Source organism: Streptomyces sp. NPDC042002 (assembly GCF_055588305.1).
On sequence record NZ_JBVJCT010000036.1, the window covers coordinates 17,727 to 31,270 of the forward strand.

Annotated in this window: 12 protein-coding genes; 5 read left to right on the top strand and 7 right to left on the bottom strand. The window is 68.5% G+C overall.

Annotated elements, in window-relative coordinates; translation table 11 throughout:
* Window positions 1-30: 30 nt before the first annotated feature.
* The 3 genes from ACZ6KY_RS34110 to ACZ6KY_RS34120 all read left to right on the top strand — a co-directional run bounded on the left by ACZ6KY_RS34110 (window position 31) and on the right by ACZ6KY_RS34120 (window position 2,355).
* Complete coding sequence (locus ACZ6KY_RS34110; RefSeq protein ID WP_469314114.1) at window positions 31-462, top strand: GNAT family N-acetyltransferase; 432 nt, start codon at window positions 31-33, stop codon at window positions 460-462.
* Window positions 463-743: 281 nt separating this feature from the next.
* Window positions 744-1,097, top strand: coding sequence for a DUF6479 family protein (locus tag ACZ6KY_RS34115; protein ID WP_469314115.1), 354 nt, complete (start codon window positions 744-746; stop codon window positions 1,095-1,097).
* A gap of 463 nt (window positions 1,098-1,560) precedes the next feature.
* Window positions 1,561-2,355, top strand: coding sequence for a SigB/SigF/SigG family RNA polymerase sigma factor (locus tag ACZ6KY_RS34120; RefSeq protein WP_469314116.1), 795 nt, complete (start codon window positions 1,561-1,563; stop codon window positions 2,353-2,355).
* A gap of 387 nt (window positions 2,356-2,742) precedes the next feature.
* Here ACZ6KY_RS34120 and ACZ6KY_RS34125 read toward each other — a convergent pair whose 3' ends face one another.
* Together ACZ6KY_RS34125 and ACZ6KY_RS34130 are read right to left on the bottom strand one after the other, a co-directional pair.
* Window positions 2,743-2,898 carry a hypothetical protein gene (locus ACZ6KY_RS34125; protein ID WP_328557740.1) on the bottom strand — a complete coding sequence of 52 codons (156 nt, stop codon included), beginning with the start codon at window positions 2,896-2,898 and terminating at the stop codon, window positions 2,743-2,745.
* A 258-nt stretch (window positions 2,899-3,156) separates the two neighbouring features.
* Entirely contained in the window at window positions 3,157-3,744 is a 588-nt protein-coding gene (locus tag ACZ6KY_RS34130) for a DUF2231 domain-containing protein (RefSeq protein ID WP_469314117.1), read from the bottom strand.
* Window positions 3,745-3,946: 202 nt separating this feature from the next.
* On the opposite strand from ACZ6KY_RS34130, the gene ACZ6KY_RS34135 reads away from it, so the two are divergent.
* Together ACZ6KY_RS34135 and ACZ6KY_RS34140 are read left to right on the top strand one after the other, a co-directional pair.
* Window positions 3,947-4,447 (top strand): SRPBCC family protein, encoded by a 501-nt coding sequence (locus ACZ6KY_RS34135; protein WP_469314118.1) that lies wholly within the window; start codon window positions 3,947-3,949, stop codon window positions 4,445-4,447.
* Between the two features lie 394 nt (window positions 4,448-4,841).
* Complete coding sequence (locus ACZ6KY_RS34140; RefSeq protein WP_469314119.1) at window positions 4,842-6,026, top strand: zinc-dependent alcohol dehydrogenase; 1,185 nt, start codon at window positions 4,842-4,844, stop codon at window positions 6,024-6,026.
* Window positions 6,027-6,383: 357 nt separating this feature from the next.
* On the opposite strand, the gene ACZ6KY_RS34145 is transcribed toward ACZ6KY_RS34140, so the two are convergent.
* From ACZ6KY_RS34145 to ACZ6KY_RS34165, 5 genes are all read right to left on the bottom strand, one after another.
* Window positions 6,384-8,066, bottom strand: coding sequence for an ABC transporter family substrate-binding protein (locus ACZ6KY_RS34145; protein WP_469314120.1), 1,683 nt, complete (start codon window positions 8,064-8,066; stop codon window positions 6,384-6,386).
* 107 nt (window positions 8,067-8,173) lie between these two features.
* Window positions 8,174-10,264 (bottom strand): dipeptide ABC transporter ATP-binding protein, encoded by a 2,091-nt coding sequence (locus ACZ6KY_RS34150; protein ID WP_469314121.1) that lies wholly within the window; start codon window positions 10,262-10,264, stop codon window positions 8,174-8,176.
* Entirely contained in the window at window positions 10,261-11,211 is a 951-nt protein-coding gene (locus ACZ6KY_RS34155; protein WP_469314122.1) for an ABC transporter permease, read from the bottom strand. Before ACZ6KY_RS34155 ends, ACZ6KY_RS34150 begins: the two co-directional genes overlap by 4 nt.
* Before the next feature lies 1 nt (window position 11,212).
* Window positions 11,213-12,196 (bottom strand): ABC transporter permease, encoded by a 984-nt coding sequence (locus ACZ6KY_RS34160; protein ID WP_469314123.1) that lies wholly within the window; start codon window positions 12,194-12,196, stop codon window positions 11,213-11,215.
* A 489-nt stretch (window positions 12,197-12,685) separates the two neighbouring features.
* Complete coding sequence (locus ACZ6KY_RS34165; protein ID WP_469314124.1) at window positions 12,686-13,510, bottom strand: DUF1684 domain-containing protein; 825 nt, start codon at window positions 13,508-13,510, stop codon at window positions 12,686-12,688.
* Between the last annotated feature and the right edge of the window lie 34 nt (window positions 13,511-13,544).

Here is a 13,544-nt window from a genome sequence, read left to right on the forward strand (position 1 = left end):
TGTCCAGGTCCGGACTGCTTGGATGCGGACATGAACAGGGTTCTTCCGGCCGGCTATGAAATCTCCACCGACCCCGGGCGTCTTGATCGCGCGCTGATCCACCGGTGGCTGTCACAGGACGCGTACTGGGCCCTTGGCCGCTCCCGGGAGAGGCAGGACCTGGCCATCGCCGGGTCCCTCAACTTCGGCGTCTACGACCGTGCCTCCGGCTCTCAGTCCGGCTACGCCCGAGTGGTCACCGACCAGACCACCTTCGCCTGGCTCTGCGACGTCTACATCGCTCCCGCCGTGCGCGGCAAAGGCCTGGGCACCGCGCTGGCTGCCGCCGTCAGAGACCACCTCGCCCCGTACGGACTGCGCCGCGTTCTGCTTGCCACGGCGGATGCCCACGGTGTCTACGCCGAAGTGGGTTTCGCACCGCTCGAAAAGCCGGAGAAGTGGATGGCGCTCGGCGAGCAGTGAGTCGCCGCCCGGCACGGGACTTCCGCAGGGGCCGTGGCGGATCGCGGCCACCGGCCGGCCTCCTCGGTGCCGGTACGTGCGGCCGCCTCGGCTACCTGCGATGCCCCGCAACGGTGGGCCGGGGCGCGCCGCGTGGGTGTCTCTGCGACGTCGCGCTGCTCGAACCGCCGCCGCGCTCGGCTGAGGTGAGGCTGCCGAACTGACCAGGGGTGCGGACGCCCACCCGCCGACTCGTCGCCGCCTCGGAGTCTTGACCTGGCATACGCGGGTACCCGTCGGCCATGAAAGCGACAAACTGGGAAATAGCCCTGCCGGATGCGGCATTCGGGATGCTCGGCGCCCTCGTGGGCGGCCTGGTTCTCGTGGGTGCTCTGGTGTGGGCAGTCCGGCTGGGCATCAAGGCGCGTCGGCGTGAGCCTGCTCCGCCCCAGCCCCATGAGCAGCCCACCTTGCCGGAATCCGGTCCTGCGCATGAATCCAGGGAGATGCGTGAGCCGGACGAGGTCCCTCGGGCCGCGGACGGGAGCGAGCGACTCACGCCGTACCAACTCCACAGTTCTGGAAGCAAGCGCAGTGACGATCAGGAGCGCCCGCGGTGGGAATCCGGAGCCGGGGGCGGCACCGGAGGAAGCTGACCCACCCGGGTCGCGGGAGCCGCGCGAGGCGGCTGTCGCGACCCGGGCGTTCCGTCTCGAATCCGGGCGCCCTGTCGCGACGGCAGGCGAAGTGCCGCCCGGCTGAGGTGGCCGGTCCTGCGGCGGTGAAGCTGCCGGAAAGGCGGCTTCGATCGGCGGCGACATTCGGAGTGTTCTCGGCAAGATGCTCAACGAGGATTTCCATGCGGCTGTCCGGATGTGTGGCACGGTTGAATTTCTCCAGGATTATCACGCTTCACAATCGATTGATTTCCTAGCGTCACGCTATTTCGTCATCCGTTTGTCGGGCGGATATGCGGGAAACTTAAAAGTAGTGCTTCGGACTGGAGGTGCGTCCGTGGGAGCGTTTCGCTCCGCCAGGCGGGTGTGCCCCCGACAGCCGTGAATTCGTCCCCATGGTGTTCTGTCCATTCAGCAACCCCTTGAGGGAGTTGTATTCACCATGCGTGCCGAGATCACCCTGAAGCGACAGACCCACCGTGACGCCCCGGACAGTGCTGCCGCATTCGTCCACCTGGCTGGTCTCGCCGACGGTCCCGAGCGGCAGGCTCTGCGTGACGAGGTCGTGCAGGCGTGGATGCCCATGGCGAAGCGCATCGCCGGCAAGTACCGCGGCCGAGGTGAGAGCGTCGAGGATCTGACCCAGGTTGCCGCACTGGGCCTGGTCAAGTCTGTCGACCGTTACGACCCGGACCGGGGCAGCGCCTTCGAGAGCTACGCGGTCCCGACCATCGTCGGAGAGATCAAGCGACACTTCCGTGATCACATGTGGGACCTGCATGTGCCGCGCCGGGTCCAGGAGGCGCGTAACAGGGTGCGTATCGCCATGAAGGAACTGACACCGACGCTCTCGGGCCGCCGGCCCACCGTCGGTGAGATCGCCGAACACGCACACCTGACCGAAGAGGACGTACGCAGCGGTCTGGAGGCCCTGGACAGCTTCGCGGCGCTCTCGCTGGACGCCGAACTGCCCGGCGGTGACGGCGGACACACTCTGGCCGACACGCTGGGAGAGTCCGACGCCGGTTTTGACCTGGTCGTCGACCGCGAATCCGTCAAACCCGCGCTCCGCAGGCTCCCCGAGCGCGAGCAGACCATCCTCTACCTGCGCTTCTTCTGCGGGATGACGCAGAGCCGCATCGCGGAGCGGCTCGGCGTCTCGCAGATGCACGTCTCGCGTCTGCTCAGCAGCAGCTGCGCGTCACTGCGTGAGGAAGTGCTCTCCGACGCGGCATAGGGCTCTGGTGGACGCGAACGGCCACCCGCCCGCGGCGGGTGGCCGTTTCACGGAGTCGGTGGCGGGCTCACTGCCGAACCCTTGAACCCTTGAAACGGTTGGCCGTAGCCGGGCTGTGCCGTGTCTCTCAAGAAAACGGGTGCCCGCTATCTCAAGAAACTGTGGTCTGTGCCGTAGGAAACTGGGAGCTGTTCCGTGTCTGTTTTGGGCGGCCGGGGAGACGGGGACGACCGGGCTTATCCGGCCGACAAAAGACCTGAAGGCCTTGATGTGGATGGGGATTCGCGGAGGCCACGGCGAAAACTGCGAGGCGCACCCGGAGGTCGGGATATCAGTCGCGAATCGGTGCCGTTGCTGGTCAGGCGAATGCCCCGACAAAGGCGGCCATTACCAGTAGTGCCGTCGTCCGCCGACCTCACGTCCTACCGCTCCCAGAATCCAGAGCACGACTCCGATCGCGACCAGGATGATTCCGATGGTCCAAAGGATTCCAATGCCCGCGACGAGGCCGACGACGAGCAGAATGACTCCGAGGATGATCATGGTTTCCTCCGATGACGGGACGTCGTCTGCGGGCGTCCCCGTCCTTTGGCCACGGGTCCCCGTCCTGCCGTGAGACAAACGCGGCTCCGGGACCTCCTCCGAGTGGAACTCCGGGACCTTCTCCGAGTGATGCACCGGGGCCTCCTCCAGGCGGAGCGAGTCGCCGGAGTGGTCGTCAGCGCCGTGTATGTCTGGCCGATCGCGGAGTTGGTCAAGGGCGGCCGGGATCGGAGAAGAGGCGTGGTCGGACGCGGTCTGCTAGGTCGCGGGATTCGCTCCTACGGCCTGCCGATACGCCACGTGACCGCCCAGCGCACCGCTCACGGCGACGGCTGCCAAACCGCCCAACGACCACAGCCTGGCCTTCGTCGGACGGTGGCGGAGCCGCGCCGTCAGGGAGGCGCCGTAGAACGCCACCGCGGCCGCGTTCGAGACCGCATGGGCCAGTCCGACCCGGGCCTGCTCGGGTGGCAGGTCCGCCCAGTCGGCCCAGCCCGCGATGGCTGCCGGGGCGACCCCGGCCAAACCGACGGCCGTGAGGGTGGTGGGCGCATGCCCCGCTCCCGGCACGACGTCCAGTACGGCGGCCGACAGCCAGCAACCGATCGGTACCTGTACCAGAAGGGGATGGACAGGATGGCCCAGTGGCCGGCCGCGCAGCAGTTCGCGTACCTCACCCAGGGGGAGTGAGTGGATTCCGCGTTGGAGAGCTCGGATCGCCGGATCCGCGACCGTCGACCGTTCCATGCGGTCCAGGGTCGTCAGCCACCATGTCGACGCCGAGTCCAGGGGGGATGCCTTCCTGGTCTGGGCAGGGGTGTCGAAGTCGAAGGCGTGTGTGTTCATGTACAACGGCTACCCGGCAGCACGCCGCCATCTCACCGTGGCCTCGACTGCACCCGAACGGTCTGCCTCTCAACGCTGGAGTCTGGCCGGCGCTGTCCGTCGTGGCGGTCGCACGGACGCCTGATCTCCTCCCGCGCATGATGCCGGTACGGAGGGGTACTCGCCGACCTGCACCTATTCATTACTATTTCAGGTGATTGTCGTGGCAATTCGACACCAAGTGATCGAACAGTCCCCTGACGCCGTCTGGGCGGTTCTGGAGGATCCCGGGCTCTACGCCGAGTGGGTCGTGGGGACCTCCGCGTCCTGGCCACTGGACACTCGGTGGCCGCAGGTCGACGCGGCGCTGGCGTATCGCGTGGACCTGGGTCCATGGACGCTCGAAGGGCGGACAGTGGTTCGTCGTGCGGAACCGCCGCGCTGGCTGGAGCTCGAGGCCGACAGCGGTCGCCTGGGTACGGCGCGCATCGCCATTGAGGTACGTCCGTGGGGCGGTCAGGCCTTGGTCCTCGTGGACGAGCACCCGCTGCGCGGGCCGGGAGGGGCTCTGCACGCCGCACCCCTCGATCTCCTGATCCAGCTACGGCACCGGAGCATGCTGCCCCGCCTTGCCCGAACCGTGGAACGCGTCGCCCCGGCGGCGGCATCCGGCACCACGGCCGGGGCCATGGCGCGAGACCCGGCAGCCAGTGGCCGGGTCTGAGCGGCCGAAGCCCGGATCGCGTCCCGGCGTGGGTGGGGCAGGACCGTGATTCGCTGACGCAGATCATGGGCGACCTCGGGGTACCGGCCGTCCGCGCCGTCCGCGCGAAGGTGGCCCTCGGCTGGCTGGCCGAAAGGCGGGCCACGCCAAGCCCCATGGCCGCCTCCCTTCCCGATCCCCGCTCGGCGACCTCCTCGAATTCGCGCGGGCGTCCGGACAGCGCGCTCAGGCACCCCGCAACGCCTTCCTGTCCGTTATGTGTTGATTGGGTCCATGGGGTACTCGGCGAGGCGTGCCTCTCGGCCTTCGTCATCGCCCTCGCGGGGGAGGCGGAAGTCCGCGCCGGACGCGGGACCGCGATCGGTCCGAGGTGCGCAGTGGCTGAGGAGGACGCATGAAGGCGTTGGCATGGCACGGCAAGAGGGACGTACGAGTGGACACGGTCCCCGATCCCGGGATCCAGGATCCGACCGACGTGATCATCAAGGTGACCACGACCGGGCTGTGCGGCTCCGACCTGCACCTGTACGAAGTCTTGGGACCGTTCCTCGACGCCGGTGACATCGTGGGCCACGAACCGATGGGGATCGTCGAAGAGGTCGGCTCCGAGGTCGTGAACGTGCTCAAGGGAGACCGGGTAGTGGTCCCGTTCAACATCTCTTGCGGCACGTGCTTCATGTGCAAGCAGGGTCTGCACTCGCAGTGCGAGACCACGCAGGTCCACAGCCAGGGAAGCGGGGCATCCCTGTTCGGGTACACCAAGCTCTACGGCCAGGTCCCCGGCGGGCAAGCCGAGTACCTGCGCGTACCGTTCGGCAACACCCTGCCCATAGCCGTCCCTCCGGGGCCTCCGGACGAACGGTTCGTCTATCTGTCCGACGTCCTGCCCACCGCGTGGCAGGCCGTCGACTATGCGGCCGTGCCTCCCGGCGGCAGCGTCGTGGTGCTGGGCCTGGGACCGATCGGGGACATGTCCACCCGGATCGCCGCCCATCGCGGCGCCGGGACGGTCATCGGCATCGACCTGGTACCTGAGCGGCTGGATCGGGTGAAGGCGCGTGGAGTGCACACCCTGAACCTTGAGGAGCAAGGAGACGGGATCGTGGAAGCCGTCCGTGACCTCACCGACGGACGCGGCCCCGACTCCGTCATCGACGCCGTCGGAATGGAGGCCCACGGCGCCGCCGCCGCCACGGCCGCCCAGCAGATGACCACCCTTCTGCCCAGCAAGCTGGCTGCCAAGTTGATGCAACGCGTGGGCGTGGACCGCCTGTCCGCCTTGTACCTGGCCATCGAGCTCGTCCGCCGCGGCGGCACGATCTCCCTGTCCGGTGTCTACGGCGGGATGGCCGACCCCCTGCCTCTGTTGACCATGTTCGACAAGCAGATCCAACTGCGCATGGGCCAGGCCAACGTCTGGCGCTGGGTGGACGACCTCCTGCCCCTGCTCACCGACGCCGACCCGCTCGGCGTCGAATCCTTCGCCACCCACCGCATGCCGCTGGAGCGGGCCCCTGACGCCTACGCCATGTTCCAGAAGAAGCAGGACGGCGCAGTGAAGATCCTCTTCAACCCCTGACCGGCCTTCGTCTGGCCTGCCAGCCCAGTCGGCACCCGACGCGGGTTTGGTCCCCGTCAGTCCCTGAGCTGCTGAACGCGGAACCGACCGGCGAACAGCCGTTGATCAGAGGTGAGAGCGCGAGCGGCACCTGTGGCGCTGCACAGCGCCGCACGCGCCGCGTTGACACCGCAAGCGCCGTGCACTCCGCCGCCTGGATGCGGGCGATACGTTCTGCGGGCGGCGGGGAATCCCTGCCCGCCGCCCTGAACTTCCCGCACCGCCCGCTGCCCGCGGATCCCCCGGATGGGATCTGACTGCCCCTCGGCCATGCCGATCCGGGGGATCTCTTCCGGCAGAACCCGATGCGGGCCGGTGCTACTTCTGCCAGCCGACCGTTTCGGGGAGCGGGTTGTAGAAGATGGTCGCGCCGACGTTGGCGAGGCCCTTCTTCACACCGTAGGTCGAGGGGCCGCTGAACAGCGGGAGGAAGGCGTACTCCTGAAGCGCCTTGCGCTCGACCTTGTTGGCGGCCGCGGACTGCTTGTCGAGGTCGGCGATCCCGGTGGTGGCGCGGATCTGCTTGTCCAGCGCGGGCGTGCCCGCACCGGTGATGTTGGAGTCACGGTCCGAGCAGTAGAAGTCGCACAGGTAGCGGGCGCCGAACGGGTCCATGGAGCGGTTTCCCGAGAGGAACAGATCGAACTTGCGCTCGCTGAGGATGCTGGAGAAGTCCGCCTCGTCGGCCTTCTTGATGACAAGGTGGATGCCGACCGGCTTCAGCATCGCGGCGAAGGCGCCGGCGGTGGCCTTGTCCAGCGGATCGTCGCCGAGGAGGGTGTAGCCGACTTCGAGCTTCTTGCCGTTCCTGACCCGGATGCCGTCGGCCCCGGGCTTCCAACCCGCCGCGGCGAGTGACTTCTTGGCCTCGTCCGGAGCGTACTTCAGCACGGCCGCGACGTTGTCCTCGTAGCCCTTCTGGAAGCTGTACAGCACGGCCGAACCGGGCAGCGGCTCCTTGTAGTCGAGGCCCTGGAACTGGATCTTCGCGATCTGCGAGCGGTCGATGCTCTCCTCGACGGCCTTGCGTACGTCCTTGTCGGCGAGGACGGGAGACTTCGTGTTGAAGTACAGCGAGTACTCGAAGGGGCTTCCGCCGCTGCGGATCTCCGTGCCCTTGAGCCCCTTGACCTGCTTGAGGCTCTCGGCGTCGACGGCGGAGACGTAGTCGAGCTGACCGTTCTTGAAGGCGTTGACCGCGGCGGTCGATTCCAGGTTCACGTAGACGCGCTTGTCGAGCTTGCCCTTCTTGCCCCACCACTTCGGGTTGCGGACGAAGGTGATGTCGCCCGAGTGGGTGTCCCACTTGCCGACGGTGTACGGTCCCGCGCCCCACTCGGGGTGGGCCTTCTTGACGTACGCCTTGTTGAAGTTGCCGACCGTGGCGGCCTTGGGATGCAGGAACGTGGTGAACAGGCTCGACCAGGAGGCGTTGACGCCCTTGAAGGTGATGACCGCCTGCTTGGCGTTCGTGCCCTTCGTGACCGAGGTGATCTGGTCGTAGCCGTCGGTGGACGAGGCGGCGTAGGCCTTGTCGGAACCGTTGTTGGCCTTCCAGGTGGCCTTGATCGCGGTCCAGTCGATCGGTGTGCCGTCGTTGAACACGGCCTTGGGGTTGATCGTCAGCGTCACCTTCTGATGGCCGCCCTCGACGGACACCTCCACGTCGCTGTAGTAGTCCGGGTTGTACTGGACCTCACCGGTCGGTGAGTAGGTGATGGCGTCGGCGTTGTACCAGGCCCAGACGCGGGCCGCGGTCAGCGTGGCATTGACGTTGAACGGGTTGCCCTGGTCGTCGAAGGTCCCGACCGTGGTGTAGGTGCCGCCATCCTTGATCTTGTCGTACGGCGTGGGGTTGTAGTCGGCGGCCGCCGAGGCGGCGGAGGGGGCGTCCTTCGCGTCCGGGCCCGCGGAACCCTTCCCGGATGAGGACTGGCACGCGGTGGCGGCGACGGAGACGGCGGCGAGGAGAGCGACGGGCAGGGCCAGTCTTGCGTGCATGGGGGGTGGTTCCTTCTGGGTCGGTGGAGGGTGCGGACGGGAACCGGTGGCCGACGGTGGGCCCGGGTCCGGGAATGCTGGTGGTCCTCGATCGTCGGGGCGGGTACTCAGACGCCGTGGCCGTGGCAGGCGTACTGGTGGCCGGGCTGCCCGGTCACGGGGGTCGGCACGGGGCGTTCCTCGCGACAGCGTCGGCGCACGTTGTCGTCGGAGAGGCGGTACAGCGGGCAGCGGTCGACGAAGACGCACCCAGCGGGCAGTTGGGTGGCGTTCGGCTGCTCGCCCTCCAGCACGACGCGTTCGCGGGTGCGTTCCCGCCGTGGGTCGGGCACCGGGATCGCCGACAGCAGCGCCCGGGTGTACGGATGCTTCGGATCGGAGAAGATCGTCTCGGTCTCCCCGGTCTCGACGATGTGCCCCAGGTACATCACCGCGATGCGGTCGGAGATGTACCGGACCACGGCCAGATCGTGGGCGACCACGAGGTAGGCGAGCCCGAGTTCACGCTTGAGCCGTGCCAGCAGGTTGATCACCCCTGCCTGCACCGACACGTCCAGGGCGGAGAGCGGCTCGTCGAGGGCGAGCAGTTTCGGCTCCGTCGCCAGGGCGCGGGCGATGCCGACCCGTTGGCGCTGACCTCCGGAGAGGGCGGCCGGGAAGCGGTCGCTCACCGAGTCGTCCAGTCCGACCAGCGTCAGCAGTTCGTGGATACGGGACCGGATCGAGGCGCGGTCCCGCCCGATGGCCCGCAGGGGTTCGGCCAGCAGCTGGAAGACAGGCAGCCGTGGGTCCAGGGCCCCCAGCGGATCCTGCATGACCATCTGTACGTCCTGCCGCAACTCCCGTACGCGCGCGCCTGAACCGGCCGTTCCCACATCGGTGCCGGCGATCTCGATGCGGCCGCCCTCGGGCCGCCTGAGCCGGAGGATCTCCATGAGTGTCGTGGTCTTGCCGCTGCCGGACTCGCCCACCAGGCCCAGGGTCTCCCCGGCGCGCAGTTCGAAGCTGACCCGGTTGACGGCGTGCAGCGTGCCGACCCGGCGTTTGAGGAGGGCACCCTTGGTGACCGGGAACGTCTTGACGAGCTCTTCGACGCGGAGCACCATCTCGCCGGCCTCGGCACGGTCGGAGGCCGCCTGCTGACCGACCGGCACGACGTCCCCATGGGGATCGATGGATCCGTCGGCGATCTCGGTGGCGCGCAGACAGGCCACGTGCCCGTGCCCGGTGACATGGCGCAGCTCCGGTTCGTCGGAGCGGCACGCGTCGAGGGCGACGGCGCAGCGGCTCGCGAAGGGGCAGCCGTCGGGGAGGCCCACCAGGGCGGGTGGTTCCCCGCCGATCGGGAGCAGGGGCTTGCGGGCCCCGCCGTCCACGGTCGGTACGGCGGCGAGCAGCCGCGCGGTGTACGGCATCGTCGGCCGGCGGAAGAGTTCCTCGACGCTCGCGCGTTCCACGAAGCGGCCCGCGTACATGACGGCGACGTCGTCCGCGTGGCCGGCGACGACCCCGAGGTCGTGAGTGATGAGGACGAGGCCGGCGCCGGTCTCCTCCTGCGCCAGTCGCAGCACGTCGAGGATCTGCGCCTGCACGGTGACGTCGAGTGCGGTGGTGGGCTCGTCGGCCACGAGCACGGACGGTCTGTTGGCGATCGCCATGGCGATGACCACGCGCTGGCGCATGCCGCCGGAGAACTCGTGCGGGAAGGACGTGGCCCGGTTGCGGGGGTCGGGGATGCCGACGAGACCGAGCAGTTCGACGGCCTGCTCCCAGGCGGCCCGTTTCGTCAGGTCCTGGTGGACCCGCAAGGCGTCGGAGAGCAGTCTGCCCACGGAGAAGATCGGCGTGAGCGCGGACAGGGGGTCCTGGAAGACCATGCCGATGGAGTTGCCCCGTACCTCCGAGAGCGCCTGGTCACCCAGGCCGATCAGGTTTCGTCCGCCGAGCAGCACCTCACCGTGCAAGGAGGCGGAGGGCGGCAGCAGGCCCATGATCCCCATCGCGGTGGCCGACTTGCCCGAGCCGGATTCGCCGACGATGCCGAGGGTCCGGCCGGGCAGCAGGTCGAAGCTCACGCCGCGCACCGCCTCGACGGTTCCGGCCTCGGAGGGGAAGGAGATCCGCAGGTCCCGCACGGAGAGCACGGGGGCGGCGTCGGTGGGGGGCACCGGGTCGAGCAGCGGGGTCGCGAGTGTCATCGTCGGCCTCCCGCCGAGCCGGTCACCGAAGTGGGGTCGAGGGCGTCGCGCAGTCCGTCGCCGATGAAGGTCATCGACACGGTGAGCAGGACGACGAGCCCCGCGGGGAAGGCGAAGAGCCAGGGCGCGCTCGTGACGGTGCTCGCCCCGTCCGCGAGCATCGTGCCGAGGGAGACGTCCGGAGTCTGGACGCCGAACCCGAGGAAGGACAGGGCCGTTTCGCTGAGCACGGTCGCGACGACACCGAGCGTCAGATTGACGATGAGCAGGGAGCCGAGGTTGGGGATGATGTGGCGGAGGATGATGCGCAGCGGGCTGACGCCCATGAACTCGGCCGCCGTCACGTAGTCCCGTTCGCGCAGTGAGGTCGAGACGGACCAGATCACCCGCGCGGTGGACATCCAGCCGAACACGGTCAGTACGACGATGAGGACGCGCCAGTCGCCGGCCAGGCGGTGGGAGACCAGGGCGAGGATGAGGAACGAGGGGACGATCAGAAGGAAGTGGATGACCGCGAGGGTCACCCTTTCGACCCGGCCTCCGAAGTACGCGGCGCCGGAACCGACGACCGCGGCGACGACGATGGTCAGAACGGACACGCTCACCGCGATCGCCAGGGAGCGCTGGAGGCCGTGCACGGCACAGGCGTAGATGTCGTTGCCGCCCTGGTTGGTGCCGAACCAGTGGAGGGTGCTGGGCGGTTGGGTGAGTGCGGTGAAGTCGGCGTCGGTGTACGCGTAGGAAGTGAACAGACCGCCCAGGGCTCCGAACAGCACGAGCAGCACGAAGATCGCCACACCGACGACGGCGAGCCGGTTGCGCAGGAAGCGCCGCAGATAGAGCCGGCCGAGGCCGAGGTTCGTTCGCCGGCGCGCGGAGCGGGCCGCTCGCGGAACCTGGTCCGCCGCACCACGGGACGCGGCATCGGTCGTCGCATCGGTGGCCACGTCAGTTCACCCTCACGCGCGGGTCGAGGAAGACCGTGGCGATGTCCGCGAGGATCGCGCCGACCGCGGTCAGGGCCGCGGCGAAGGCGGCCGTCGCGACCGTTCCGTGCACGTCGTTCTTGCTGATGGTCTGGATGAAGTAGCGGCCCATGCCGTTCCAGCCGAAGATCGTCTCGGTGATGATGGCGCCGGTGAAGATGGCGGGGACGCTGAACGCCACGGAGGCGGCCGTCGGGATGAGCGCGGCCCTCAGGGCGTGTCTGCGGATCGCCTGGGCGCGGGTGAGCCCGGTGGCCTGAGCGGTGCGCACGAAGTCGGCGTTGATCGTGTCGAGCAGAAGCGAACGCTGCGTCAGGTGGTAGCCCACGTATCCCATCAGCGTCAGTGTCAGGGTCGGCAGGATCAGGTGCAGGAGACGGTCTCCGATCGTCGGGAGCAGTCCTTCGACGTTGGGTGAGTTCTCCCCGGCGACGTAGAGGAAGTGCAGTCCGGCGTGCTGGTTCAGCCAGATGGCGACGAAGACCACCGCGAGCGCGGCGACAGACGTCGGCACGTTGAACACCGCGATGGACACGGCCTGCGAGAGCCGGTCCGCCCAGCCGTACTGCCGTGCGGCGGTGTAGACACCGAGCGCGACGCCGATCACGACGGACAGGACGGTCGCGATGACGACCAACTCCGCACTGATGAGGGACCGGTAGCCCACTTCTCCGTTGACGGAGACGCCGGTGGGGGACTTGCCCCAGTCGAAGTGGACGGCCACCGAGGTGAACCAGTCCCACCACCGGTGCACCAACGGCACCCGCGGGTCCAGGTTGTACGGCGCCAGGGCCCGGTCGATCTGGACCTCGCTGCGGACGGGCCGCAGCTCCTTGAAGTTCGACCTCGGGTCCAGAAACCAACTGGCCAGGAAATAGGTCGCGTTGGTCGCGACCGCGATCATCAGAAGCCAGCCTGCCACCTTGCGCGTTACATAGCGCACCACGTGCGGCACCTCCTCACCGCACCGGAGAGGTGCGCTTCGGGAGCGCGGGAGAGACCAGACGAATACATGCGCGGTGGAACTTTCTGCGGGACGGAAGAAGCCACGACGGGAGATCGAACGAGCGTCAGCTTGGTCCGTACTTTGCGGCGGGCACCAGGTTTTTGCTGGTCCCGCCACGAGGCCGACATGTTGCCGTAGCAGACAATCCGGAATACGGCGCAATTCGGATGATCTTGGCGTGGTCTGGTCAGTGCGTCACGGATGCCGACGCAGGTGGGTGCGCATGGGCTCCTCGACGCCTTCCGCCGCCTCGTCGGTTCGGCATACCGCGAACGCCCTCCCAGGGGCGCTCAGTTGACGCGCGCACCGCCGGGAGGGTCGCCTCTGAAAGTTCACACCCTACGACCGTCACCGTCTTGCCGCGCTCCGGTGCGTGCCCGGACGACGGCGTCTACAGCCCTGGGTCTCGGCGAGTGCGGGTAGGTGGGCTCAGGCGCCGCCCCGCTCGTGGGGGATCTTCTGGCCGGCCTCGATCGCCACCGGCAGTCGGTTCTCCGTCGGCGGCAGTGGGCAGGTGGCCAGATCCGTGTAGGCGCACGGCAGGTTCGTCGCACGGTTGAAGTCCAGGACGACCGTGCCGTCGGCGGCGGGCGCCTCGACGGTGAGGGCGCGGTTGGCGGCGTAGGTGGTGACCCCGGAAGTGGTGTCGGTGAACAGCACCGTCAACGCGCCGGGGGTGTGTCCGGGGAACGCGGTCAGGGACAGGGGGCGCCCGTCCAGGTGGAACTCGATCCGGCCCGGTGCGTCGTACACATGCTCCAGGCCCTCGACCGCGGCCCCCACCGTGGTCGGCCGCGGCTCGTCGAAGGCGACATAACGGCCCGTCAAGGCCCAGCGCGGGTCCGGTGCGTAGGCGGGCGTTCCGGAGAAGGCCGTGCGCAGCGGCGCGTCCGGGTGCCGGGGCCGTAGGATGTCGTTTCCGCCGCGCTTGGCCACCTCGATGACGGCGTTCCCCCAGACCGCGTTGACGCCACCGCGTTCGGGGAGCACTCCGAAGTGGTGCTCCCCGCGCACCGGGGTTCCCTCCACGACCAGTTCCTCGCCGTCGTCGAGGAGCACGGTGACCCCGTCGGCGTCGGTCCGCCACGTCCCCGGAGCGTCCGGGAGGCGCTGCGGCCGGTCGTCGAGCCAGTGCAGGCCGGTGATCGCGAGGAACCCGTGCGGGTCGGCGAGCCGTTCCTCCTGCGCGCGGTACCAGTTCAGCCAGTCCTGGGTGAAGGCCTGGAGGTCGGTCGTCGTGACCTGAGTGGTCATCAGTACTCCTTCGTCTCGCTGGGTCTGTCTCCGC

Coding starts and splice junctions, on each gene's coding strand:
- ACZ6KY_RS34165 (WP_469314124.1), bottom strand. CDS start 13,510: ATGACCACTCAGGTCACGACGACCGACCTCCAGGCCTTCACCCAGGAC.
- ACZ6KY_RS34145 (WP_469314120.1), bottom strand. CDS start 8,066: ATGCACGCAAGACTGGCCCTGCCCGTCGCTCTCCTCGCCGCCGTCTCC.
- ACZ6KY_RS34140 (WP_469314119.1), top strand. CDS start 4,842: ATGAAGGCGTTGGCATGGCACGGCAAGAGGGACGTACGAGTGGACACG.
- ACZ6KY_RS34130 (WP_469314117.1), bottom strand. CDS start 3,744: ATGAACACACACGCCTTCGACTTCGACACCCCTGCCCAGACCAGGAAG.
- ACZ6KY_RS34115 (WP_469314115.1), top strand. CDS start 744: ATGAAAGCGACAAACTGGGAAATAGCCCTGCCGGATGCGGCATTCGGG.
- ACZ6KY_RS34110 (WP_469314114.1), top strand. CDS start 31: ATGAACAGGGTTCTTCCGGCCGGCTATGAAATCTCCACCGACCCCGGG.
- ACZ6KY_RS34120 (WP_469314116.1), top strand. CDS start 1,561: ATGCGTGCCGAGATCACCCTGAAGCGACAGACCCACCGTGACGCCCCG.
- ACZ6KY_RS34150 (WP_469314121.1), bottom strand. CDS start 10,264: ATGACACTCGCGACCCCGCTGCTCGACCCGGTGCCCCCCACCGACGCC.
- ACZ6KY_RS34125 (WP_328557740.1), bottom strand. CDS start 2,898: ATGATCATCCTCGGAGTCATTCTGCTCGTCGTCGGCCTCGTCGCGGGC.